At 67.6% G+C, this 22,764-nt stretch carries 15 protein-coding genes; 8 read left to right on the top strand and 7 right to left on the bottom strand.

The annotated features are described in order from the left end of the window. The first annotated feature begins 192 nt into the window (after window positions 1–192). On the top strand, window positions 193–2,895 hold the full coding sequence (locus NDN01_RS22345; protein WP_272624239.1) for an ATP-dependent DNA helicase: 2,703 nt from the start codon (window positions 193–195) through the stop codon (window positions 2,893–2,895). A gap of 17 nt (window positions 2,896–2,912) precedes the next feature. Beyond that, on the top strand, window positions 2,913–3,455 hold the full coding sequence (locus NDN01_RS22340) for a SixA phosphatase family protein (RefSeq protein WP_272624237.1): 543 nt from the start codon (window positions 2,913–2,915) through the stop codon (window positions 3,453–3,455). Here the strand turns inward: NDN01_RS22340 and NDN01_RS22335 are convergent. Continuing rightward, window positions 3,446–3,985 carry a YceD family protein gene (locus tag NDN01_RS22335; RefSeq protein WP_272624235.1) on the bottom strand — a complete coding sequence of 180 codons (540 nt, stop codon included), beginning with the start codon at window positions 3,983–3,985 and terminating at the stop codon, window positions 3,446–3,448. The genes NDN01_RS22340 and NDN01_RS22335 overlap by 10 nt on opposite strands. Then, window positions 3,982–4,488, bottom strand: a complete 507-nt coding sequence (locus NDN01_RS22330) for a ubiquinol-cytochrome C chaperone family protein (protein ID WP_272624233.1) — start codon at window positions 4,486–4,488, stop codon at window positions 3,982–3,984. The genes NDN01_RS22335 and NDN01_RS22330 overlap by 4 nt, the downstream gene beginning before the upstream one ends. A 114-nt stretch (window positions 4,489–4,602) precedes the next feature. Between NDN01_RS22330 and NDN01_RS22325 the strand changes: the two genes are divergently transcribed. Both NDN01_RS22325 and NDN01_RS22320 read left to right on the top strand, forming a co-directional pair. Next, window positions 4,603–5,097, top strand: a complete 495-nt coding sequence (locus tag NDN01_RS22325; RefSeq protein ID WP_272628355.1) for an outer membrane protein assembly factor BamE — start codon at window positions 4,603–4,605, stop codon at window positions 5,095–5,097. A gap of 162 nt (window positions 5,098–5,259) precedes the next feature. Continuing rightward, on the top strand, window positions 5,260–5,766 hold the full coding sequence (locus NDN01_RS22320; RefSeq protein WP_272624231.1) for an RcnB family protein: 507 nt from the start codon (window positions 5,260–5,262) through the stop codon (window positions 5,764–5,766). A 63-nt stretch (window positions 5,767–5,829) separates the two neighbouring features. On the opposite strand, the gene pbpC is transcribed toward NDN01_RS22320, so the two are convergent. Next, window positions 5,830–7,926 (bottom strand): penicillin-binding protein 1C, encoded by a 2,097-nt coding sequence (pbpC, locus tag NDN01_RS22315; protein WP_272628353.1) that lies wholly within the window; start codon window positions 7,924–7,926, stop codon window positions 5,830–5,832. A 135-nt stretch (window positions 7,927–8,061) separates the two neighbouring features. Further along, window positions 8,062–13,860: an alpha-2-macroglobulin family protein gene (locus tag NDN01_RS22310; protein ID WP_272624229.1), complete on the bottom strand. Its 5,799-nt coding sequence runs from the start codon at window positions 13,858–13,860 to the stop codon at window positions 8,062–8,064. A gap of 188 nt (window positions 13,861–14,048) precedes the next feature. Between NDN01_RS22310 and NDN01_RS22305 the strand changes: the two genes are divergently transcribed. Both NDN01_RS22305 and NDN01_RS22300 read left to right on the top strand, forming a co-directional pair. Next, entirely contained in the window at window positions 14,049–14,963 is a 915-nt protein-coding gene (locus NDN01_RS22305) for a sulfite exporter TauE/SafE family protein (RefSeq protein WP_272624228.1), read from the top strand. 56 nt (window positions 14,964–15,019) lie between these two features. After that, complete coding sequence (locus NDN01_RS22300; protein WP_272624227.1) at window positions 15,020–15,739, top strand: TIGR02186 family protein; 720 nt, start codon at window positions 15,020–15,022, stop codon at window positions 15,737–15,739. Window positions 15,740–15,812: 73 nt separating this feature from the next. On the opposite strand, the gene NDN01_RS22295 is transcribed toward NDN01_RS22300, so the two are convergent. Next, window positions 15,813–17,333 (bottom strand): serine hydrolase, encoded by a 1,521-nt coding sequence (locus NDN01_RS22295; protein WP_272624226.1) that lies wholly within the window; start codon window positions 17,331–17,333, stop codon window positions 15,813–15,815. A 285-nt stretch (window positions 17,334–17,618) separates the two neighbouring features. Between NDN01_RS22295 and NDN01_RS22290 the strand changes: the two genes are divergently transcribed. Continuing rightward, entirely contained in the window at window positions 17,619–19,292 is a 1,674-nt protein-coding gene (locus tag NDN01_RS22290; protein WP_272624225.1) for an ATP-binding protein, read from the top strand. 12 nt (window positions 19,293–19,304) lie between these two features. Here NDN01_RS22290 and NDN01_RS22285 read toward each other — a convergent pair whose 3' ends face one another. Then, on the bottom strand, window positions 19,305–20,117 hold the full coding sequence (locus tag NDN01_RS22285; protein ID WP_272624224.1) for a DUF2306 domain-containing protein: 813 nt from the start codon (window positions 20,115–20,117) through the stop codon (window positions 19,305–19,307). Between the two features lie 84 nt (window positions 20,118–20,201). On the opposite strand from NDN01_RS22285, the gene NDN01_RS22280 reads away from it, so the two are divergent. After that, window positions 20,202–21,215: an AraC family transcriptional regulator gene (locus tag NDN01_RS22280; protein WP_272624223.1), complete on the top strand. Its 1,014-nt coding sequence runs from the start codon at window positions 20,202–20,204 to the stop codon at window positions 21,213–21,215. A 6-nt stretch (window positions 21,216–21,221) separates the two neighbouring features. On the opposite strand, the gene NDN01_RS22275 is transcribed toward NDN01_RS22280, so the two are convergent. After that, complete coding sequence (locus NDN01_RS22275; RefSeq protein ID WP_336298316.1) at window positions 21,222–22,685, bottom strand: M23 family metallopeptidase; 1,464 nt, start codon at window positions 22,683–22,685, stop codon at window positions 21,222–21,224. Between the last annotated feature and the right edge of the window lie 79 nt (window positions 22,686–22,764).

Here is a 22,764-nt window from a genome sequence, read left to right as displayed (position 1 = left end):
CTCCCGCTTCTACCTTCCCCGGCGAAGGCCGGGGCCCAGTTGGAAAGGCTTGAGTGATTGCGCGCAACGCAAATTCCCAGACGTTCCCCAACTGGGCCCCGGCCTCCGCCGGGGAAGGAGCAAGGGCGATACCCCCCGGGGAATGCGACGGGTCGCCGTTGCCAATTCGTTCCATTCGGGCGATGGGTGGGCGTGGCCCTGCTCCCCTATCCCGCCCTCCACGCAAGCCATAGCGGCATCTGGATCGCCGATGCCGAGGGCACGCGACCGATCGGGCGCGGCGAGGCGATCCGGATTGCGGCCGATACGCCGGTGATCGTGCTCAACGCGCCGCTGATCGGGCAGCGGCTCGGCTATGCCGATCTGTCGGGACTGGACGTGCTCGAACTGTTCGCCTTTCTCTGCCCGGCGCGCTTCATGGTGCCGACGCCGCGCGGACTCGCGCGTGAGACGGGGCTCGAGCCACCGCCCAACGATGCGGACGTCGCCGCATTCCTGCGCGCCGCGACCGCGAAGCTGCTCGACATGCCGGCTGGCGACTGGCCGGAGCGCGAGGGCGCCTGGACCGCGGCGCAATCGCTGTTCCGGCTGCGCTGGACCTGGGCGCCGGTCGTCGCCGAACGGCTGCGCAAACCCGCCACCGCCGAGCGCTGGCTGTTCTCGAAGCTGCCGGAATGGTGGGAAGGCGCACCACGACCCGCGCCGCGTACCATCTCGCTGGACCCCGAGGAGACCCAGGCGAGGCTCGCGCGACTGACCGGCAATGGCGCGGAACAGCGGCCGGGCCAGCGCGCCTTCGCCCAGGCCGCGATGGAGGCGTTCAGCCCGCGCATGGTGCGCGACGAGCCGAACATGGTGCTGGCCGAGGCAGGCACCGGCATCGGCAAGACATTGGGCTATCTTGCCCCCGCCTCGCTCTGGTCGGAAAAGGCCGGGGGTGCGGTGTGGGTATCGACCTTCACCAAGGCGCTGCAGCGCCAGCTGGGACATGAAAGCGCACGGCTGTTCCCCGATCCGGAGATCCGCAAGGCCAGGGTCGTGACCCGCAAGGGCCGGGAGAATTATCTCTGCCTGCTCAACCTGGAGGATGCCCTGCAGGGCGGGTTCGCCGGACGCGCGGCGATCCTGGCGCAACTGGTCGCGCGCTGGGCGGCCTATAGCGCTGACGGCGACATGGTCGGCGGCGACCTGCCCGGCTGGCTGCCGACCCTGTTCCGCCGCAACGGATCGACCGCACTGACCGACCGGCGCGGCGAATGCGTCTATGCCGGCTGCCCGCACTACCGGAAATGCTTCATCGAGCGTGCGGCCCGGGCGAGCGCAGAGGCGGATATCGTCATCGCCAACCATGCCCTGGTGATGGTCAATGCGGCGCGCGGCCGCGAGCTGGCGACACGACCGACCCGCTACGTATTCGACGAGGGTCACCATATCTTCGACGCGGCGGATTCGATGTTCTCGACCGCGCTGACCGGGCAGGAGACGATCGAGCTAAGGCGCTGGATCCTCGGCCCCGAATCGGGCGCGCGCGGGCGGCGGCGCGGTCTGGCGGCGCGGCTTTCCGACGTGGCGAGCTATGACGAAGGCGGCGGAATCGCCATCGCCGACGCGATCAAGGCAGCGGGGGCGCTGGCGAGCGACGGGTGGCTGCAGCGGCTGGGCGAGGGAGCGCCGTTCGGCCCGATCGAGACCCTGCTCGCGGCGGTGCGCGGGCTGACTTATGCACGCGCCGAGGCGGCGGGCGATGCCGGCTATGGCCTGGAGACCGAGCTGGCCGAACCCGATCCGGCCTTGATCGAAGCGGCCGCGCCGGCGGCGCAGGCACTCGATGCGCTGGTGCGTCCGCTCGTCACCCTGGGGCGACGGCTCGAGGCGGTGCTGGCCGAGGCGCCTGACTGGATGGACGGCCCCGCCCGCGCGCGGATCGAGGGTGCGATCGCCTCGATCGGCTGGCGGGCCGAGACGGTGGCGGCATGGCTGTCGCTGCTCGCCCGGATCGGCGGGCCGGCCACGCCCGATTATGTCGACTGGCTCGCGGTCGACCGGATCGAGGGGCGCGAATATGATATCGGGCTTCACCGCCACTGGCTCGACCCGAGCAAGCCGTTCGCCGAGACGGTGCTGAAACAGGCGCATGGCGCGCTCGTCACCTCCGCGACGCTGCGCGGCGGCGGCGACTGGGAAGTGGCCGAGGCGCGGACCGGGGCGCAGCATCTGGTGCGCGGCGCGAGCCGGTTCGAGGCGGTGAGCCCGTTCGACTATGCGGCGCAGGCCGAGGTGCTGATCGTCACCGACGTGAAGCGCGGCGACATGGGAGCGCTCGCCAATGCCTATGCCCGGCTCGGCGTCGCCTCGGGCGGGGGCATGCTCGGGCTGTTCACCGCGATCCGGCGGCTGCGCGGCGTGCATGCGCGGATCGCCGACCGGCTGGCCCGGGACGGCCTGCCGCTCTACGCCCAGCATGTCGACCCGATCGACACCGGCACGCTGGTCGATATCTTCCGCGACGACGCCTCCGCCTCGCTGCTCGGCACCGATGCGCTGCGCGACGGGGTCGATGTGCCGGGCCGGTCGCTGCGGCTGGTGGTGATGGAGGGTGTGCCCTGGCCCAAGCCGACCGTGCTGCATGCCGCGCGGCGGCTTGCCGGGGGCGGCAGCGCCTATGACGACCGAATCGTGCGGGCCCGGCTGGCCCAGGCTTTCGGGCGGCTGATCCGCCGGGCCGACGACCATGGCATTTTCGTCCTGCTTTCCGCGGCGATGCCGTCGCGGCTGCTCACCGCCTTTCCGCCGGGCGTATCGGTGTCTCGCGTGACCCTGGACGAGGCGGTGCTCCGTGCGGGCCGTCTTCCTTCCTTCACGAAGGTGGGGCATGAGGCGCGCGAGGAAGCCTGACGGAGACGCTTGCCGGGATGAAGACGCTGACGCTCCTGCGCCATGCCAAATCGGGCTGGGACGATCCGGTGCTGCGCGATTTCGATCGGCCGCTCAACGGCAAGGGCAAGCGCGCGGCCCAGCTTGTCGGGCGCAACTGGCGGACGATGGGCCTGAAATTCGACCAGGTCGTCGCCTCGCCCGCGGTGCGGGTGATGGAGACGATCGATCAGGTCGCCACCGGCTACGGCGCCGCGCTGGCGCCCGCCTGGGACCGGCGAATCTATCTCGCCTCGGCCACGACGCTGCTCGACGTGATCCACGAGTTGCCCGAGGGCGCCGACGATGCGCTGCTGATCGGCCATAATCCGGGGCTGGAAGATCTGGTGCTGCTGCTGGTACCCGATTCGGACGAGCAACCGCTGCGCGACGATGTCGAGACGAAATTCCCGACAGCGAGCACCGCGCAATTGCGCTTCGCGGTGGAATCGTGGCGCGATGTCGCGGCCGGCGGTGCGTCGCTGGCGCTGTTCGTAAGGCCGCGCGACCTGGACCCTAGTCTTGGCCCCGATCAGGACTGACCTTTTTCCAGCTTGGCCTTGAGGCTGGCCAGCCCGGCCAGCGCGCCAAGCGGCCTTGCCTCTTCTTCGCTGATCACCCCCGCCTGCTTCAACACCGCCGCGGCGTTGGGCCCGCGCGGGAAGGGATCGAGCGCAAGCGCCATGGTGTCGGCCGCCGCCTCGCCGAGATCGATCGCGGCGCCGTCGAAGCTCATCGTATCGAGCGCATCCTCGCTAAGCTCGACTTCTTCACCCGCGGGTTCATCGTCAGCGACGAAACGGAGCGCGACGGGTTCATCGACCGAAACGGGAATCGGATCGTCGGTAACGACACAGGCCTGCACCACATCCGCCTGGACATTGCCCCGCGCGACGATGCCGGCTGCATCGCGCCGGATACGGAATTTGCCCTCGAGCCGGTCGATCGCCTTCAGGCCGAAGCGGACGGCGAGTGCCGCCATTTCCTCCGCGCTGGCGGATACCGCGACCTCGCGCTCCCCTTCGCCGATCGTGTCGATTCGTTCAGGGCGGGAAAATTCCGGAACGCTCATGGCATGGTTCCCGCGAGCAGCGATGCCGTCGGCGTGGCGGCGAGCGAATCGCGGAAAGACATCAGCGAATCGCGCGCATGGGCCAGCGCCGCCGGACCAGGCGGCGTCCCGCGATAGAGGTTGCGGACCAGTGCAGCATCGAGCGCGGCGGGAGTCGTCGAGTCGCGATAGGCGCCCAGCCGGCCGCCGAGCATGCTCATCATCTTGCCGATATGCTTGCCGACGACGATGTCGCCGATGCCGATTTCGCGAAGCTGGCCGTCCATATCCTCGACGAAACGCTCGGTCAGCTTCGCGCTTGGGCCGGCCGCCACGGGATCGTCCTCGAGCCGGAGCAGCACGAAGGACAGGGCCGTCGCGACCATGTCGAACCGGCCGTCGATCGTGTCGGGCACCGCGCCTGCCTCGTACCAATGTGGTTCCCGGGCACGCGCGACGATCGCGGTATAGAGCGGCAGCGTCTCCTCGTCCCGGCTACCGAACAGCTTCGCGATCCATTGCACGTCTCAAGGTCTCCCGCGCGTGCCCTTGTTTGGCCGCGTTCATCCGCATATTGAGGCTGACGGCGCATGATGCAATGCACTCGCGTTGCCGCGCTGGCGTGCCTGGAGAGTATGATGAGTGTGATTTCCGCCCGCTTTCTGATGGGCGCCGCCCTGGGCCTCGCGACAATCGCCGCCGCTGGCTGCACGCCGCTGCGCGCGCATCAGGGCTATGTGCTTGACGTCGACCTGATCAACTCGGTCCAGCCGGGCGTCGACAACCGCCAGTCGGTCCTCCAGGTGCTGGGCAAGCCGAGCTTCGCCAGCCAGTTCAACCAGGGCGAATGGTATTATATCGCCCGCGACACGCGCAATTTCGCCTATAACAACCCCAAGGTGACCAGCCAGACGACGCTGCGCATCAGCTTCGACGCCAGAGGCAATGTGACGAGCGTGACCCGAACGGGCGCCGAGCAGATCGCGAGGATCAGGCCATCCGGCGAAAAGACGCCGACGCTTGGCCGCAAGCGCAGCCTGTTCGACGAGCTGTTCGGCAATATCGGCACGGTCGGCGCGGCGGGCCTGGGCTCGCCGGGCAGCGGGACTGGTGGCGGACGCGACACCCCGTAATCGTCGTCACGAATCGCGGTGGCGCGGCGGAAGGCCGTCGCCCATGCGTCATTCTTTCTATCACCTGACTGGCTGGTTCGCGCGCCGTTCAGCGCGAGCCGGCGACAAGGGCGGGCCGCGGCGCCTTTTCAGGCGCCGCCGGGAGAAGATGGAGAATCGACGATGCGTAAACTAATCATCCTGACGCTGATGGCCGCGACGGTCCTGCCGACCACGGCCATGGCTCAATCGAACCGCGAGGTCCGCCAGGACCGGCGCGACCTGCGCGAGGAGCAGCGCGAGCTTGACCAGGCGCGGCGCCACGGCGACCGCCGCGACATCCGCGAGGAGCGCCGCGACGTCCGCGACGCCCGACAGGAGCTGCGCGAGGACATTCGCGACCGCGACCGCCGCTGGGGCCGCAACGACTGGAGCGGCTGGCGCGACCGCAATCGCTCGCTTTACGCGCGCGGCAACTGGAACGCGCCGTTCCGCTATTACGCGTTCCGCCCCGGCGTGCGCATCGCGCCGAGCTATTACGGGCCACGCTATTTCATCGCCGATCCGTGGCGCTATCGCCTGCCGCCGGTAGGATATAACCAGCGCTGGGTGAGGCATTATAACGACGTGCTGCTGATCGACACGCGTCGCGGCGTCGTGGTCGACGTGATCCGCAACTTCTACTGGTAACGGCACGGGCGGCGATGCCGCCCACCCCATGGCCGCGTCCGCATCCGGCGGGCGCGGCCTTTTCTATCGGACGGTGAAGAACACCTGATCCACCACATGGCCGCCGACATCGACCAGCCTCAGCCGGTGCTGGCCCGGCGCCGCGAGGACCTGGGGTTGCGAATCGGCGGCGCCGAGATCGCGCCGGTCAAGCAGCAGGCGATGCGCGGTCACTTCTCCCGATACGCCGATCGCGAGCCGCTGGCGATCGGGCGGGATATCCGGATCGATCGCGTAGACACTGCCGGCAACCGGATTGGTGATGCGCGGCCGGCGGGCAGCCTGGGGTGCCGACGCGATCTCGGTCTGCGCGGTGCCGGCGAGGAAATATTCAAGCCGGGGCTGCTCGACATGATTGGCGAAGCGAATCGCGCGCTGCTCGATGCCCGGCGGGCGCTGCGGCGCGGTGACCTTTCGATCGGCGTTCAGCGCCAGCATCAGGTCGCGCCAGACCGGCGCCGCGCCACTGGTGCCCGAGACGGCACGCATCGGATCGCCCTCCAGATTCCCGACCCACACAGCGACGGTGTAGCGATCCGAAAAACCGATGCACCAATTGTCGCGCATCGCCTTCGACGTGCCGGTCTTCACCGCCGCCCAGAAAGGCAGGCGAAGCGCCGAATCCAGCCCGAAGGTCGCGGCGCGGGCGTTGGGATCAGCCATCATATCGGCGACGATCCAGGCCGCCTGGGGTGTGGTGACCTTTCGCGGCGCATCGTGCGGGGCATCGGCGGTGAGGCGGAGCGGCGACCAGCGGCCGCCATTGGCGAGGCTGCGATAAGCATCGGCCTGTTCGAGGAGAGTCACCTCGGCCGAGCCGAGCGCGAGCGAGAAGCCGTAATATTGGCCGTCCTCGGTCATGCCACGATAGCCGGTATCCCATAGCCGGTCGCGGAAGGGATCGACCCCGACCAGCAACAGGGTGCGGACGGCGGGCACGTTGAGCGACCCGGCCAGCGCCGAGCGTGCCGAGACCGGCCCCTTGAAGCCGCGATCGTAATTCTGCGGGACGTAGAGGCCCGAGGCGGTGTCGAGCTGAACCGGCGAATCGTCGAGGATAGAGGCCGGGGTGAGATAGCCCTTCTCGATCGCCTGGGCGTAGAGGAACGGTTTCAGGGTCGATCCGGCCTGGCGATAGGAATTGGCGCCATCCACGGACGGAGCAGTCGAGGCGCCGCCAATTCCGCCGACATAGGCGAGCACGTCGCCGCTGGCATTGTCGAGCACCACCACCGCGCCGTCGCGGGCACGGGCGCCGCCGAGGCCCTGGAGCTGGCGTTTCAATGCGGTGATCGCGAGCTGCTGGATGCGGCGATCGAGTGTCGTTTTGACGCGCAGGCCGGGCTTGCGCAACAGCCGGTCGGAGAGATGCGGCGCGAGGCCTGGGTCGAGCGCGAGGCTGCGCGCCGGGCCGAGCATCGACGCGGCCTCGCCGGCGAAGCGCGTGCAATCCGCCTCATGCGCGAGGGCGCAGGCGCGGCGGGCGACCCGGTCCGCGGTCGCCTGGGGATCGGGCAGCAAGGCCGCCAGTAACAGCGCATCGTCGCGGGCGAGGGCATCGGGGGTCTTGCCGAACAGGCCAAGCGCCGCGGCGGCGATGCCCTGCGCCTCGCCGCGAAAGCCGGCCAGGTTGAGATAGGCCTCGAGGATCTGATCCTTGGTCCAGCCGCGTTCGAGCGCCCAGGCAGCGCGCATCTGGCGGATCTTGTCCCACCACCGGCGGGAACCGGGGGCCGCGAGACCGGGCGCGAGATAGCCCGCGAGCTGCATGGTGATGGTGCTGGCGCCGCGCGCGCGTTCCCCCTGCGCCTTGTCGCGCGCCACGCCGGCCAGCGCGAGCAGGTCGACCCCGCCATGGCCGAAGAAACGGCGATCCTCGGCACCTACCAGCGTTTCGCGCGTGACCGGCGAGACCTTGTCGAGCGGTGTCCAGCCGAGCCGGCGCGCCGCGAAATCGACGCGGGCGCTGTCGATGAGGTTGCCGTCGCGGTCGTAGAGCCAGGCCTCGGACGGATGCCATGCGGCGCGGACCCCGGCAAAGCCGGGGAGCGGCGGGGGAAGCGTGGCATAATCGACCGCGGCATAGGCCAGGGCGACCAGCCCTATGCCGGCGAAGGTCATGCCCTTTCTGGTGCGGAGCGCCGCCCACCAGCGGAACAGCAGCGACTCCGCGCGCATCCAGAGCCGCCCGCCAGCCTTCGCCACTTCCGCGCCCGCGGAGAGCAATCTCCCCGGATCAGGCAACGCGGCCACTCGTCACCGCTGCGCCACCGTCATCGGCGCATTGGGCAGCTGCGCGCGGATCGCGGGCGAATACATCGCCTCGACCCGCGACGGCGGCAGGTTGAACCGGCCGGCGCCGTTGAGGCGGACCAGATAGCTGACCGTCAGCTTGCCCCTGGGCAGCCAGGAGAAAAAGGCGCGCCACGATTCATTGCCGCGCTCGACATAGGCGAGCTGGGCGCCGACCTCGACGTTCCAGAGCTTGCCGTCGCCGTCGAGCGCGACGAAATCGAAGCCGCCGCCATTGCTGCCCTGATCGGCAAGGATCTTCGACTGGCCGCCGAGATCGCCGATGATGGTGCCACCGGCCGGGATCGGATCGTCGATCACCACCCAGTTGCGTTCCGCGGTCGCCTCTACCGTGATCGTCACCTTCACGACATCGCCGCGGGTCAGCACGCCCTTGGTGCGCGCTTGCACCACGTCCATCTTGCGCGACATCCGGTAGCCGGCATTGAGCGGCTTGGTCAGCGGCACCGCCGCCGAGACCGAGACGCTCGCCCAGGGACCGGTGCCACCCGATTGCGACAGGCGGAGCGGGGTCTGCGCGGCGGGGAGCGGGAAACTCGCCTGGCGCAGATCGACCGAAAGCGGCCACGCTTTCGCGACGGTGCGGCTGCCCAGCACGAGCGAGGTCGTGCCGGCGATCGCCTCGGCCGGGTAGAGCGTCGCGAACTTGCGCGCGGCGACACTGCCCCAGGCATTGGCCGTTGTCGTATCCCAATGCCCGCGGACCTGGCGCAGCGCGACGCCGACCATCATCTTCGGCGCATCGTCCTGCCAGCCGGGCCGGCCGAGCGTGGCGAGCAGCGCCTTGATCGACGCCTCGTCGCTTGACGACATCAGCCACCAGGCCGAACTCGACGCGTCGGTCAGGTCGAGCCGCGTGCCTTCATAGGCGATGCGCGAGCGGATCACCGCCTCCGCCGCCGCCTTCAGCGCCGGGCCGTTGGCGAGGCCAGGGACCTTGTCGAGCGCCATCAGGTAATCGGCCACGCTCGCGGTCGGCATCTCCTTCGGCGTGATGCTGATCTGGCCGAGCATCGCCGGGGTGGCGACACCGGCCCGCGCCAGCGCGGTGAAGGCGGCGACCTTTTCGAGACGGACATCGCCATAGGTTTCGTGCCGCAGCCGCCCGTCGAGCACTGCCTTCAGCCCTTCGATCATGCGCGTGCGCGATGCCTCGGGGATCGGCAGGCCGGCGTCGGCCGTCAGCGACAGGACATAGGCGGTCAGGATCTCCGACCCCTGCAGCGTGTCGGACGGCCAGAAGCGCAACAGCCCGTCAGGCGCCTGATAGGTCGGGATCGCCCCCGCCAGCGCGGTCCAGCCAGCTGAATCGCCCAGCGCGACGATGCGCGACAGGCGCTGCTCGAAACAGTCATAGGGATAGGCCGACATGAAGGCGCGGACGCCCGCAAGCGGCGGAGCAAGCGTGTCGTCAAGCTTGATATCCACCGAACCGCGCCCCGGCAGCGCGCCGGCGGGCGGCGCGATGGGGATCGAGGTGTCGGTGCCGACCCGGGCGAGCGTCGCGGCCCACACCTCGACGGGCACGGCCGGGATCACGTCCTGGTTCACCGTGAGCTGGTCGACCGCCTTGCCGTCTTCCGCCTTGGCGCTGACATGCCAGCGGAGGTTGGCGACATTGCCCGGCGCCGTAAGATTCCAGGCCACCGGCGTCGCGCCGCCGGCCGGGATGACCACCGTCAACGGCTTGCCCTCGGCAACGCGCGGAGTGACGTCGACCATGGCCGTGACCTTCATCGGCTTGTCCGAGCCGTTGCGCAGCGTGAAGCCGGCCGCGAAATAATCGCCGGCGCGGACGAGCGGCGGCAGGCCGGCGAAGATCGACAGGTCCTGCGCCGTCCTGACACTCGCCATGCCGGTGCCGAACAATTGCGCTCCGTCAGTGGCGATGGCGACAAGCTTGAACGACGACAGCGCGTCGCTCATTACCACCGGAATCCGGGCATGGCCGTTCCGGTCGAGCGCGACCCGCCCCTTCCACAGCAGCACCGGCTGGAAATTCTCGCGATTGAGCCCCGACATGTCGTTGCCGCCGCCGCCGCCCGCCTCGACCGCCTTGCGACCGTAATGGCGTTTGCCGACGACCTGCATCTGCGCGGTCGAGGTGAGGACCGAGAGCGAGCGCTCGCCCATCATCGCGGTCAGCACGTCCCAGCTTTCATTGGGGGCGAGCTGGAGGATCGCCTCGTCGACCGCCGCGAAGGCGACGTCGGCGGTGGCCGCGGGCTTGCCGTCGGGGGTCTTCACCTGGACATCGACCTGCGCCGTATCGCGCGCGGCATATTTCTCCCTGTCGGCCTTGACCGCGACCTGGAGCTGATGCGCCTCCCAGCCGACCTTCACCTTGGCCATGCCGAGCCGGTAGGCTGGCTTGGCGAGATCGACCAGAGCGGTCGGCTCCGGCGCGGCGGGCGGACCGCTGGCGAGGCCGAGGCTTTGCGCGATGCCGTGGACCCAGCTCCAGAAGCCGCCCTGCACGCGGCCGCGCACCGCCATGACCGAGACGAAGACGTCGGGCGCATAGCTGCCCGGCATCTTCACCTCGACCACCGGATCGGTACCCGACAGGTTGGTGACGTAGGAGGAAAGCACGCCTTCGCGCTCGACCGTGACCAGAGCGGTCGCCTCGCGGAAGGGCATGCGCACTTGGAAACGCGCCGTCTCGCCCGCCTTGTAGGCGGTCTTTTCGGGCACGACGTCCATCCGGTCGCCATTATCACCGCCGAACCACCAGTCGTCGTCGCCGGCGAGCCAGACCGAGCGGGTCGCCCGCGCGACATTGCCGTTGGCATCCGTCGTCGTCGCGACGGCATAGACCTCGCCCGAGACGCCGGGATCGGCCTTGCACTGTGCCATGCCAAGCGAGTCGGTTGTCGCGGCGCAGGTGCCCGCCAGCTTCTCGGTCTTCATCTGGTTGTCATAGGCATAGAAGCCGCCGATCAGCCGGCGCCGCGCGGTCAGGATCTTGCGGCTGTAGAGCGCGACCGAGATCTTCTGGTTGGCGAGCGGCTTGCCGGAGGTGTCGAGCGCGACGAAACGCAGGCGCAGATCGTCCTGCTTCATCAGCCAGCCATCGGTCTTGATGCCGAGTTGCACCGCCGAGGGGAAGATCGGGATTCGGCGCGATGCGGTCAGCACCTCGCCATTCGCATCCTGATAATCCATCTCGACCAGCATGTCGGTCGCGCCGTCCAGGCCCTGCGGCACCTCGATGACCGACTTGGCCGTGCCGTCGCCGCCGAGCGTGGCGGGCAGGGTCTGGGTCGGCGGAAGCGGGGTTTGCTCTTCCTCGCCATCGCCGTTGAGCGGGCGCGTCCCTTCCTGGATCGCGGTGCCGCCGAAGCTGTAGCCGTCATATCCCTCGGGCGTTGAACTCCGCCCGAAATAGCCGACGCGCAGGTCGACCGGCAGGTTGGAGGCGCCACCACCGGACAGATAACCGACGAACAGGTCGAGCGGCAGCGTCTTCGGCCTGACCGCGGCTTCCTTCGGCCCGGTCACCGTCGCGCGCATGGTGGGCAGCTTGTAGACGTCGACCTTGAACGACTGGGAAGTATAGATCGTCTTGTCGCCGACGATCACCTGCAGGTCGTAATCGCCCATCGGCGCGCCCTGCGGCGCGGTCCAGCTCGATTCGCCGATGCCGTTCGCGTCGATCTTGAGCGGCAGGTCGAACTGGGTGTCGGAGCCACGATGCGACAGGCGCAGGACCCCCTCGAGCGCCGGCGCCATGCCGAAACCCGCGCCGATCGAGGTGCGCAGGATGTGCTTCATGTTGATCGTCTCACCCTGGCGGACGAGTGCGCGATCGAACACGGTGTGAAGGATATCGCCCTTGGCCTGATAGCCATAGGGCAGGTCGAAATCATACGGCCGGATGCCGTCGCCCCAGGCAGTCAGGGTGAAGCTGAAATCGTCGCCCTCGCGCGCCGAAACCATCAGCGGATGCGAACTGCCGTTCTCGCAGCTGCCATAGGTCTCGGGCTCGGGCAGGCCCTGCGGCACGAACACGCCGCCGCTGGCATCGGTGGTGCCGCGCGCGAGTAGGCCCCCGGTGCAACTGTCGGTGATGCGGACCACGGCATTGGCGACCGGCTTGCCCGTGTCGAGATGAGTCACCCAGGCAAGGCTGCGCTCCCGGCCCCATTTGAAATGCACCGCCATGTTGGTGACGAGCGCCGCCGCCGCGACATAGCGCGGCGCCTTGCGGCCAAGCAGCGCCTGGCCGAGCACCGGACTGGCCAGCTCGACAACATAGAATCCGGGCTTGCCGAGCGGGATGCCGACCACCTCGAAATCCTTGCCCTTGCCGGGCAAGCCGACCTGCAGCGGCGCACCGCCGGCTCCGGCGAGGATCGATTTGGACCCGGTGTCGTTGACGGTGACCGTCTCAGTCCCCTGCTTGACCTGATGGCTTTCATAACTGCCCGCCTTGTCGACGGTGCGCAGCCATTCGGCGACCTTGCCGTCAGACCCGTCCACACGCAGCGACTGGCCTGCGACCGGCACGCTCAGGCCTTGCAGCGATGGCTCGACATTGCGGACGGTGACGGGAAGGACACCCTGCTCCTTCGCCTCGAGGATACCGAAGGGAGCGGCGAACTTCATCAGCGGCGGCGCTTCGTCGAAGCGGACATCGAGCGGGAAACGCTCTGCATTGGCCAGCGTCCGGCCGCTCTCGTCCTTGATCCCGGCGGGCAGGGTGAGCTTCGCGGCGGTCGCGGGCGGAAGCGGCGCGGAGAAAGTGACGTTGCTGATCGTCGCCTTCTTCTTCTCGTCCTTGTCGAACACCGGCGCGATGGCCTTGCCGTCGGCGGTGGTCACGCGGATCTGCTCCGCCATGCTCATCGGAATCGGCGCGGTGAAGCGCACATAGGCCTTCTCGACCGGGCTGCACCCGGCCTGGGCATTGACGCGCGAGCATTCGAAACGCGCGGTGAAGGGCTTGCGCACGGTATAGTCGAAGCGTTGTTCAGCACCGGCAAGCTTACCGCCGATGCCAGCGATATTCGCCCCCCAGACCAGTGCCATGTCGCGGCCGGGGGGCAGCGGACGGCGGCATTTGAGCGCAGTCACGGCGGCATAGGCCTTTTGCCGGTCGGCTGCATCGGCCGGCACCGCCGCCGGAAGGCCGGCATTTTCGAGGAAGCTGCGCACGTTCCAGTTGCCCGTGCCTATCTCCCCGAGCAGCTTGCCCGGCACATCGGCCGCGAGCACGTCGACCGGAATCTTCTCGCCAATCCCGTCGACCGCGCAATAGGCATTGCCGGCGACCGACGCGGCGGTCGCCGGCATGTTGGCCGCGACGAGGAAAACCTGATCCTCCTCGATCTCCCCGTCATATTGCGCCGGCAGGATCGCGCGGGCGACCGGGCCGCCCGCATCGACCTTGAAGTCCTGCTGGCCGGTGACGGCATAGCCCGACACGCTCTTCAGCCCGGTCTTGAGCTTGAAGCTACAGGTCGTGCCGCCGGAGAGCGGACCGCTGAAGTCATAGACATAGGTCTGCGGATCGACCCAGCGCCCTTCGCCATCGACCGCGCAGGTGACGCCGAACGGCGATGGCGCCCGGGGATCGCCGAGCGGGACCATCGGCTGGCTGAACCGCGCGGTGAAGGACCTGATCGAGCCCCCATCGCCGACCCCAGGGGTCGCCATCACCACCTGCGGGCTGTTGTCACCGAGCGCGGCGACGGGCGCGAGCGCCAGTCCGAGCAGTGCCAGACGCAGTGCGAGCTTCATCGAACTCTCCCGGAAAGTCGGCCACACGCTAAGGCCCGATACGGGTTCAAGTCCAGCCGGAAGTGGCCGCCCGATGACGGCAATAACTGGACATCCTTGCCGTGCATTGCCGCGAACCGCCGGCATCTTACCGAATTCTCCGCGTCGCGCTTTCCGCGACGCGCCGAACAGGATATCCGCCTTGGTCAATGGACATCTATCTGCCCATCGCCAACCTGTCGGTGAACGCACTTGTCATCGTCCTGCTCGGCGGGGGTGTCGGGCTGCTCTCCGGCATGTTCGGGGTGGGCGGCGGATTCCTGACCACGCCGCTGCTGATCGTCTATGGCATCCCGCCGACCGTCGCCGCCGCCTCGGCCGCGAGCCAGGTGACCGGCGCGAGCGTCTCCGGCGTGTTCGCGCATATCCGGCGCGGCGGGGTCGACACCAAGATGGGCGGCGTGCTGGTCGCGGGGGGCCTGATCGGTTCGCTGTTCGGCGGCTGGCTGTTCAAGCTGCTCCAGGCGAGCGGCCAGATCGATACGGTGATCGCGATCGTCTATGTGCTGATGCTCGGCTCGATCGGCGGGCTGATGGCGCATGAAAGCTGGACCGCGATCCACGCCAGCCGTACTGGTGCGCCGCCGCGCCCCCGCAAACGCCGGCACCATCCACTCGTCGCGGCGCTCCCCCTGCGGACACGCTTCTACCGGTCGGGGCTGTACATCTCGCCGCTCGCCCCGCTGCTGCTCGGCTTTTTCGTCGGCATCCTGACCATGTTGCTCGGGATCGGCGGCGGCTTCATCCTGGTCCCTGCGATGCTCTATCTGCTCGGCATGACCACTCAGGTCGTGGTCGGCACCTCGTTGTTCCAGACGCTGTTCGTCACCGCGATGGCGACGATGGTCCATGCCACCACCACCAAGGCGGTCGATATCGTGCTGGCGGCGCTGCTGTTGCTCGGGTCGGTCGCGGGCGCGCAGGTCGGCGCGCGCTTCGCCGCCAAGGTGAAGCCGGAATATCTCCGCCTCGCGCTGGCGGTCATCGTGCTGCTCGTCGCTTTCCGCATCGGCCTCGGCCTGGGTTGGCGGCCGGACGAGATCTATTCGGTCGAGCTGTCGTGAAGTGGGTTCCCGCATCGGGAAGGCGGTGCCTCCTTCTTCTGCTCGTCCCGCTCCTGATGGGGCAGTCCAAGCCTGTCCTGGTGCCCGACGTCTCCCAGCGCGACATCGAGATCGCCTATAGCTTCACCGGTGCCGAATTGCTGCTGTTCGGCGCGATCCTCTATCCTGGCGGCCGGCTGCCCGATGACGACAAGCCGACCGACATCGTCGTGGTGGTGAAGGGACCGGTCCAGTCGATCCTGGTGCGCGAGAAGGAGAAGGTGGCGGGCATCTGGGTCAACGCAGCGAGGCTGCGCTACCGCTCAGCGCCAAGCTTCTACGCGATCGCCTCGTCGCGGCCGATCGGCAGACTGGTCGACGGCCGGACCCAGGCGATCTACGAGCTGGGCCTCAACAGCCTGCAGCTGTCGCCCGCCAGCAGCGCGCCGACCGCCGAGCAGGATCGCTTCGCGCGCGGGCTGGTCGATCTCAAGCGCCGTTCCGGCCTGTATTACGAGGCACCGGGCGCGGTCGAGATCACCGACGGCGTGCTCTATCGCGCCCGCGTCTCCATCCCGGCGCGGGTGCCGGTCGGCCGCTTCACCGCCGAGACCTTCCTGATCCGCGACGGCCGCGTGCTGGCGGCGGCGACGCGCAATATCGACATCCGCAAATCGGGGTTCGAGCGTTTCGTCGCGCGCTCCGCCGATCGCTGGTCCTTCACCTATGGCCTGACCGCCGTCGCGCTGTCGATCCTGTTCGGCTGGACCGCGGGATGGGTCGCGCGACGGTTCTAGAGTCGTTTTCAGCGTCGCTGAATCGGTGCCAGACCGCCGCGGTTCCAGCGTTGCTGAAACAGACTCCCGCCCCCTATTTGCGCGCGAACCTATCGCCACCCAGCTCCAGCGCGGTAATCTGTCCCGCCGACCCGAAGGTGAAGCCCACCGGGGTCTGCCCGAAAATGGTCGCCTGGCCTGGGCTGTTCCACAAAGCCTTGAACTTGTCCTTGTCCACATGATCGAGCACCGCCGACTCCACCGGGCGCGCGAGCACCAGCTTGCCGTCGGCCACCGTGATCGCGATGTCGCCCAGCATGGCGCTCGCATAGGTGCCGACATAGCGATCGAGCGGCAGGGTGGGCGCCGACACCGTAGCGGGGGGCGGAGGGGTCTTTTCGCGCGCGACCCGGGCCGCGTCGTCACTTGCCTTTTTCAGGACAGCACTATGATCGGTCACCGGACCGCCCAGAAAAGCGTCGAGCACGCGCATCTCGACGGCGGTGGGCAGCATGGTCCGCAGGCCATTGGTCAGCACGACCACGCCGAGCTTCCTTTCCGGTATCATCGCGACGACGCTCTGCATGCCGTCGATCGCGCCGGTATGCGCGACGACCTTCTGCCCACGATATTCCTGGATGCCCCAGGCAAGGCCATATTCGCTGAACTTGAAGGTCGCGCTGGCCCCGCCGCGCGGCACGATCTGGCCGGTGTGCATCTCGGCCAGGGTGGCGGGGGCGATCAGTTGCTTGCCCTCGAACATGCCGCCGCCCAGTTGCAGGCGCACCCACTGCGCCATGTCGCGCGCGGTTGAATTGATCACGCCGGCACCACCGACATTGTCGATCATGCGATAGCCGATGGGCACCATCCTGCCATCGACCAGCACGTGCGGGGTCGCGACATTGGCCAGCCCCTTGAGTTCGGTGATGCTGGTATAGCTTCGGCGCATGCCGAGCGGTTCGAAGATCCGGCTGGCGATGAACCTGTCATAGCTGATGCCGGCGACCGAGGAGACGACCTCACCCGCGACGATGAACATCTCGTTCTGATACTGGAACTGGTTGCGAAAACCGAGCGACTCGGTCTGGAAGCGCATCCGCCGGATGATCTCCTTGCGATCGAAGCCGGAGCCGTACCAGAGGTTGCCATTGGTGACCACGCCGGTCCGGTGTGACAGGAGGTCGCGCACCGTGGCGTGGCGGGTGACATAGGGATCGTCCATCTCGAACGACGGCATGTAATCATGCACCGCACCGTCCCAGGCGATCTTCTTTTCGTCGACCAGCATGCCGAGCGCAGCAGCGGTGAATGCCTTGGTCGTCGAGCCGATCGCGAAGACTGTGTCGGCATCGATCTTTCCGGGCTTTCCTTCCTCACGGACACCGAAGCCCCTGGAATAAACGATCTTGCCGTCCTTCACGATCGCGATGGACATGCCGGGCACCTGCCAGGTCTGTCGGGCGGTCTCGATATAGGCATCAAGCCCCTCGAGCGCGGCCGTAGTTGCAGGGGCAGCGGATGCTGCGGGTGCCGGGGCGGCAGTCTGCGCCAGGGCCGGGATCGCGGGCGCAATCAGGGCCAATGCCGTTGCGGACAGAACGACATGCTTCATTCGCGCGATCGAGATCATGATGTGCCCTCTCTTTTATGGCGCGCATCATTGATGAAACCACGCCTATTTGCAACCCGATGGAGACCAATTTATCCTGATCAGGTTTTTATTTCAATTTCAGATAATATGCGCCGCGAGCTGGCAAATGGCTCGAAAGGTTTGCCCCGGACGGAAAGGGATTGGCCCATCGGATATGGCCTGAGTATGCGCCCCATGTCCCGGCACACCCAATATTTACCAGTCACTCGGCATAGCTCGGTTCTTGACACCCGGGGGAACCGAGGAATGACCGAAATGCTGGGCAGCAACGCTTTCGAAAGAGCAGCTCCCACAAGTGCCGGGATCTCCCCGCAGGACGCGGCGGGGGGCGGCATCGGCATCGTGTTCGAGATCGCCGGATCGAGCAGCCAGGTGATGCTGGACGCGCGCGCGCTCGACGCCGCCACGCAGAGCAGCGATCCGGTGGCGGCAAGCGCCGGGCAGGTCGGCAGCCAGATTAAGATGCGCGTCGGCGGTACCTGGCTGATCGCCAATATCCGGTCGCTGAAGCTCCTGGACGGATCAACCGACCGGATTGCCGCGCAGGTCGATTTCCTCGGCGAGGGCGATGAAGAGAAGCTGACCGGCAAACTCTACAAATTCCGTCGCGGCGTGACGCGCTACCCCACCCCGGGATGCCGCGTATTCCCCGTGACGACCGCCGACCTGAAGCAGATCTACGCCGCGGACGACCGTGCCAATATCGAGATCGGCACCGTCTATCCGACCCGCGACATCCGCGCCGCGCTGTATGTCGATGCGATGCTGGGCAAGCATTTCGCGCTGCTGGGATCGACCGGTACCGGCAAGTCGACCGCCGCCGCGCTGATCCTGCACCGGATCTGCGAGCTCGCGCCGCAGGGCCATATCGTGATGGTCGATCCGCACGGCGAATATGGCGCCGCGTTCAAGGACAATGGCGCGACCTTCGACGTGTCCAACCTGCAGATGCCGTACTGGCTGATGAATTTCGAGGAGCATTGCGAGGTGTTCGTCACCTCGAGCGGTTCGGAGCATCAGATCGACGCGGACATCCTGGCGAAGTGCCTGTTGATGGCGCGCGGCAAGAGCAGGCTGGGGCAGGAAATCTCCAAGCTGACGGTCGACGCGCCGATCCCCTATCTGCTGAGCGACCTGACCAACCTGATCCAGCTCGAAATGGGCAAGATGGACCGGGCCGGCGACACCGCGCCCTATCTTCGACTCAAGACCAAGATCGAGGAGATCAAGGCCGATCCACGCTACAGCTTCATGTTCTCCGGCATGCTGGTCGCCGACACGATGGCGGGTTTCATCGAGCGGATCTTCCGCCTGCCGGGCGACGGCAAGCCGATCTCGATCATCGACGTGTCAGGCGTGCCCTCCGAAATCACCTCGGTCGTGGTCGCGGTGCTCAGCCGCATGGTATTCGATTATGCGATCTGGTCGCGCGGCGAGGCCCAGCGCCCCATCCTGCTCGTCTGCGAGGAGGCGCACCGCTACATCCCCAACGAACGCAATGCCGACGACAGCTCGGTCGGCCGGATTCTCAGCCGGATCGCGAAGGAAGGCCGCAAATACGGCGTGTCGCTCGGCCTGATCACGCAGCGGCCGTCGGATCTTGCCGAAGGCGTGCTGTCGCAGCTCGGCACGATCATCTCGATGCGCCTGAACAACGATCGCGACCAGGCATTCGTCCGCGCGGCCATGCCCGAAGGCGCGCGCGGTTTCCTCGATTCGATCCCGGCGCTGCGCAACCGCGAATGCATCATCTGCGGCGAAGGCGTCGCCATCCCGATCCGCGTGTCGTTCGACGGGCTCGAGGAGAACAGGCGCCCGGCATCCGAGGACCCGCTCTTCTCCGAATTGTGGCGCGAAGTCGGCCAGGAAGACCTGATCATCGGGCGCACGCTCAAGCGCTGGCGATCCCAGGGACGCTGATCGCCGGGCGCCTCAGGTCAGCCGCGGCAGCCACATCCCCATCGCGGCGCCGACGATCCCGATCCCCGTGCCGAGCGTCAGTATCGTCAGCCCGCCCGCCATCGCGTATCGACCGGTCGGCGTCCCGCGATCCTGCGCGCGCAGATAGAGTTCGAGCACGGCGAGCGGCACGAGATAGCAGCCGAATGCCCAGAAGCGCACGAACGGCCCGTCGAAATCCTTGCCGATGCCGACCGGGCCCTGGTTGAGCAGGACCCAGCACATCAGCCCGACCCGGAAGAACCATACTCCGCTGACCAGGATGAAGCTGCGCAATGCCCAGCGGCGATGCGCCGCGATCCGGCGCGCCAGCGCCAGGCGCCATGCGGTGACGGCGGCGACCAGGATGAGCACCCCGTTGATGCTGATCCCGACCCACATCGCCAGGCCGCCCGCGGTGCCGCGGGTCCAGACCATGTAGAGTCCGGCAAGGCTGATCACGATCGCGGTGAGGATGTACAGCCGCCCGTTCCAGCGATGGAAGAGCAGGAACCGCGCGCGGATCCACGGCACGAGCTGGAGCGGCCCGCCGATGGTGATGACCGCAGCCAGCAGCAGATGCGCCGCCAGCACGACATTGCCGACGGTACCGCCGGCGACATAGCCGCCGACCAGCACGTCGTTCCACTCGGCAAAGGCACCCCGCGCCGCCGCCCCGCCGTAGAAAGCCGCGATATAGATGACGAACAGCCATTGGCCGGCCAGCGCCGTCAGGAACCAGAACATGCCCGATGCCCTCAAGGCTCTGGCGGCGGTCGCGACCTGCATCGTCTTCGGTTCTTCCATCCTCCGGGCTTTAGTCCGCGCCGGATTCCGGGCACATGACAGGAACGATCAAAAACATGGCTTTGCGTTCCAGGAGGGAGAAGCGTGCCCGAACCGACCGTATCAGGGGGGTATGCCCATAATCTGATGCAGTTCGCGGTGGCGAAGGGCGCCAGCGCGACGCTGCTTGCCGAGCGATCCGGCATCGCGGCCGACGCGCTGGCCGACCCCGATAGTCGCGTGCCGATGGCCCGCTACATCGCGCTGATGAAGGCGGCCAAGGAGCTGTGCGACGCGCCCGCCCTGGCGCTCGACCTGGGCGCCGAGAAGGATTTCAAGGAAATCTCGGTCGTCGGGCTGATCTGCTATGCCGCGCCGACCATGGGCGCCGCACTGATGGAACTGAACCGTTTCAGCCGCCTGACCGCGGAGGTCGACATCCCGGTGAGCGGCGGGCGGTTCCAGCTGACCCCGATCGACGGTGAATTGTGGCTGGTCGATATGCGCAGCGACCCGAACGCCTTTCCCGAAATGACTGAATCGACCTGGTCGCGCTTCATTTCCGAGACCAGGCGCCACTTCCCCGACGCACCCTTCGCCAAGGCGGTGCACGTCACCCATGAGGCCCCGGACCATGCCGCCAACTATGAGCGCGTGCTGGAGGTGCCGGTGACGTTCGGCAGCGACAGGAACGCGATCATGATCGACCCCTCCTGGCTGTCGATCGAGCTGCACCAGCCGAACCTTTATGTCTTCGGGGTGCTCAGCGAGCATGCCGAGCGCCTGCTGAAGAGCCTTGAGAAGGCGACGACGATGCGCGGCCGGGTGGAAAGCCTCGCCATCCCGCTGCTGCACACCGGCGACCTGACCATGGAGGATATCGCGCGGCAGATCGGCATGAGCCGGCAATCGCTCTATCGCCGCCTGAAGGAAGAGGATGTGAGCTTCGAGGCGCTGATCGACGATCTGCGCCATCGGATGGCACTGCATTACCTGAGCGGGAGGAAGACCTCGGTGAACGAAACGGCCTATCTGGTCGGTTTTTCGGACCCGAGCTCCTTTTCAAGGGCGTTCAAGCGCTGGACCGGATCGAGCCCGCGTGGACGCAGAACCGGCTGACGCCGATCACTGCGCGCCGGGCTTCACCGCCATCAGGCCGGCATAGCGCGCCTTGAACGCGCGCAATGCCTCGCCGGTGAGCTGGGCCATGCTGGAGAAGGACATTGAGCGCGGGTTGACCGCGACGCCGTTCTTCCACACCTCCCAATGAAGATGCGGGCCGGTCGACAGGCCGGTCGAGCCGACATAGCCGATGACCTGGCCGGCCGAGACGCGCGTGCCGGCATGCACCGCGATTCGGCTCATATGACCATAGCCGGTACCGATGCCCCCGCCATGCGCCAGCTTCACGAAATTGCCATAGCCGGCGTTGCGCCCGGCAAAGGCGACGATGCCGCCCATCGCCGCGCGGATCGGCGAACCATAGGGCGCACCGATATCGAGCCCCTTGTGCATCCGGGTGAAGCCGAGCAGCGGGTGACGGCGCAGGCCGAAGGTCGAGGTGATATGGCCGGCGACGGGCATGCCCATCGTCCCGCGCCGTTCATACTGGCCCGACGCCTCATACCATTGGCCGTCATTCCATTTGACGAGCTGGGTCTTCTTGCGGCCCTGGTCGAGCCCCGCGAACATCAGGTTGCCGATCTGGACTTCGCCGGTCGCTGCGCGGGCCTGTTCGACGATGATGTCGAACGTATCGCCGGCACCGACGTCTCGGCCGACCGAAAGGCGCGTCGCCATTGCCTTGATGTAGGATTCGACGATCTTGGCGGGAACGCCGGCGGCCCTGGCCGAGCGGTAGAGGCTTCGGCCGGCCAGGCCCTGGAAACGGGCGGGCGTATGATCGATCACGATCGGATGGCGCACCAGGGTGAGCGCGCCGTTCACGCGCGACACGCTGAGGTTGAGATCGAAGCGCGCGCGGAAGGACAGGAGATCGAGCGGGCGGGCGACATTGCGGTTCGGGCGGCGCCCGAGCGTCATGTCGATCGGCGTGCCGGGCTTGATATCGCCAAGGCCGACCGCGCCCGAGACGAGCCGGGCGGTCGCGGTGGCGTCACCTTCCGAAACACCCGCGCGCTGCAGGACGCGGGTGAAGCTGTCACCATTGCCGAACAGGGTGGTGATATCGACGATCGGGCGTTCGGGCGTCTGGCTGAGCGGCGCGACGAGGTCGTTCGCCGCCATGTGGCGCCCGGTATCGGCACCCCAGGCAAGCGGCGCGATCGACTGGGCGCGCGCCTCGTCCCAGGCGTCGCCGTCGAGCGCTGCCGGCGCGGCGCCGATGATCTTCGTGTCGAAGCCCGGGGCGAGCATCCAGCTGGCGGTGCAGAGCGCGGCGCAGGTCGCGGCACCGCGCCACCAGTCGAGCGAGCCGATCTGCGACCCGAGATCGGGTGCCCAGTCGATACGGGCGATCGCGTCGCGCAGCCGCTCGAGCGTGCCCGGCTCCGCCATCGGTACGATGGCCCGGCCGAACGACAGGGTAGCGGTACCCCCCGCCTGATCCGAGCCATGATCGCTGCGCAAGAACAAAGGCTGTCCGCCCCCAGATCGCGGCGCCGTCTGAAAAAAGAACCCCCCGGCGCGAGGTCGCATGACTGTGGCG

Source organism: Sphingomonas sp. QA11 (assembly GCF_028473665.1).
GTDB classification, from domain to species: Bacteria; Pseudomonadota; Alphaproteobacteria; order Sphingomonadales; family Sphingomonadaceae; genus Sphingomonas; species Sphingomonas phytovorans.
The sequence above is the reverse complement of the archived record's forward strand: the minus strand, read 5'-3'. Positions and strand labels throughout refer to the sequence as shown.

Bases quoted from the DNA above. Each gene is read 5' to 3' on its own strand.
- NDN01_RS22340 (WP_272624237.1), top strand. From the start codon at position 2,913: ATGAAGACGCTGACGCTCCTGCGCCATGCCAAATCGGGCTGGGACGAT.
- NDN01_RS22335 (WP_272624235.1), bottom strand. From the start codon at position 3,985: ATGAGCGTTCCGGAATTTTCCCGCCCTGAACGAATCGACACGATCGGC.
- NDN01_RS22325 (WP_272628355.1), top strand. From the start codon at position 4,603: ATGAGTGTGATTTCCGCCCGCTTTCTGATGGGCGCCGCCCTGGGCCTC.
- NDN01_RS22320 (WP_272624231.1), top strand. From the start codon at position 5,260: ATGCGTAAACTAATCATCCTGACGCTGATGGCCGCGACGGTCCTGCCG.
- pbpC (WP_272628353.1), bottom strand. From the start codon at position 7,926: ATGACCTTCGCCGGCATAGGGCTGGTCGCCCTGGCCTATGCCGCGGTC.
- NDN01_RS22310 (WP_272624229.1), bottom strand. From the start codon at position 13,860: ATGAAGCTCGCACTGCGTCTGGCACTGCTCGGACTGGCGCTCGCGCCC.
- NDN01_RS22305 (WP_272624228.1), top strand. From the start codon at position 14,049: ATGGACATCTATCTGCCCATCGCCAACCTGTCGGTGAACGCACTTGTC.
- NDN01_RS22300 (WP_272624227.1), top strand. From the start codon at position 15,020: ATGGGGCAGTCCAAGCCTGTCCTGGTGCCCGACGTCTCCCAGCGCGAC.
- NDN01_RS22295 (WP_272624226.1), bottom strand. From the start codon at position 17,333: ATGAAGCATGTCGTTCTGTCCGCAACGGCATTGGCCCTGATTGCGCCC.
- NDN01_RS22290 (WP_272624225.1), top strand. From the start codon at position 17,619: ATGACCGAAATGCTGGGCAGCAACGCTTTCGAAAGAGCAGCTCCCACA.
- NDN01_RS22285 (WP_272624224.1), bottom strand. From the start codon at position 20,117: ATGGAAGAACCGAAGACGATGCAGGTCGCGACCGCCGCCAGAGCCTTG.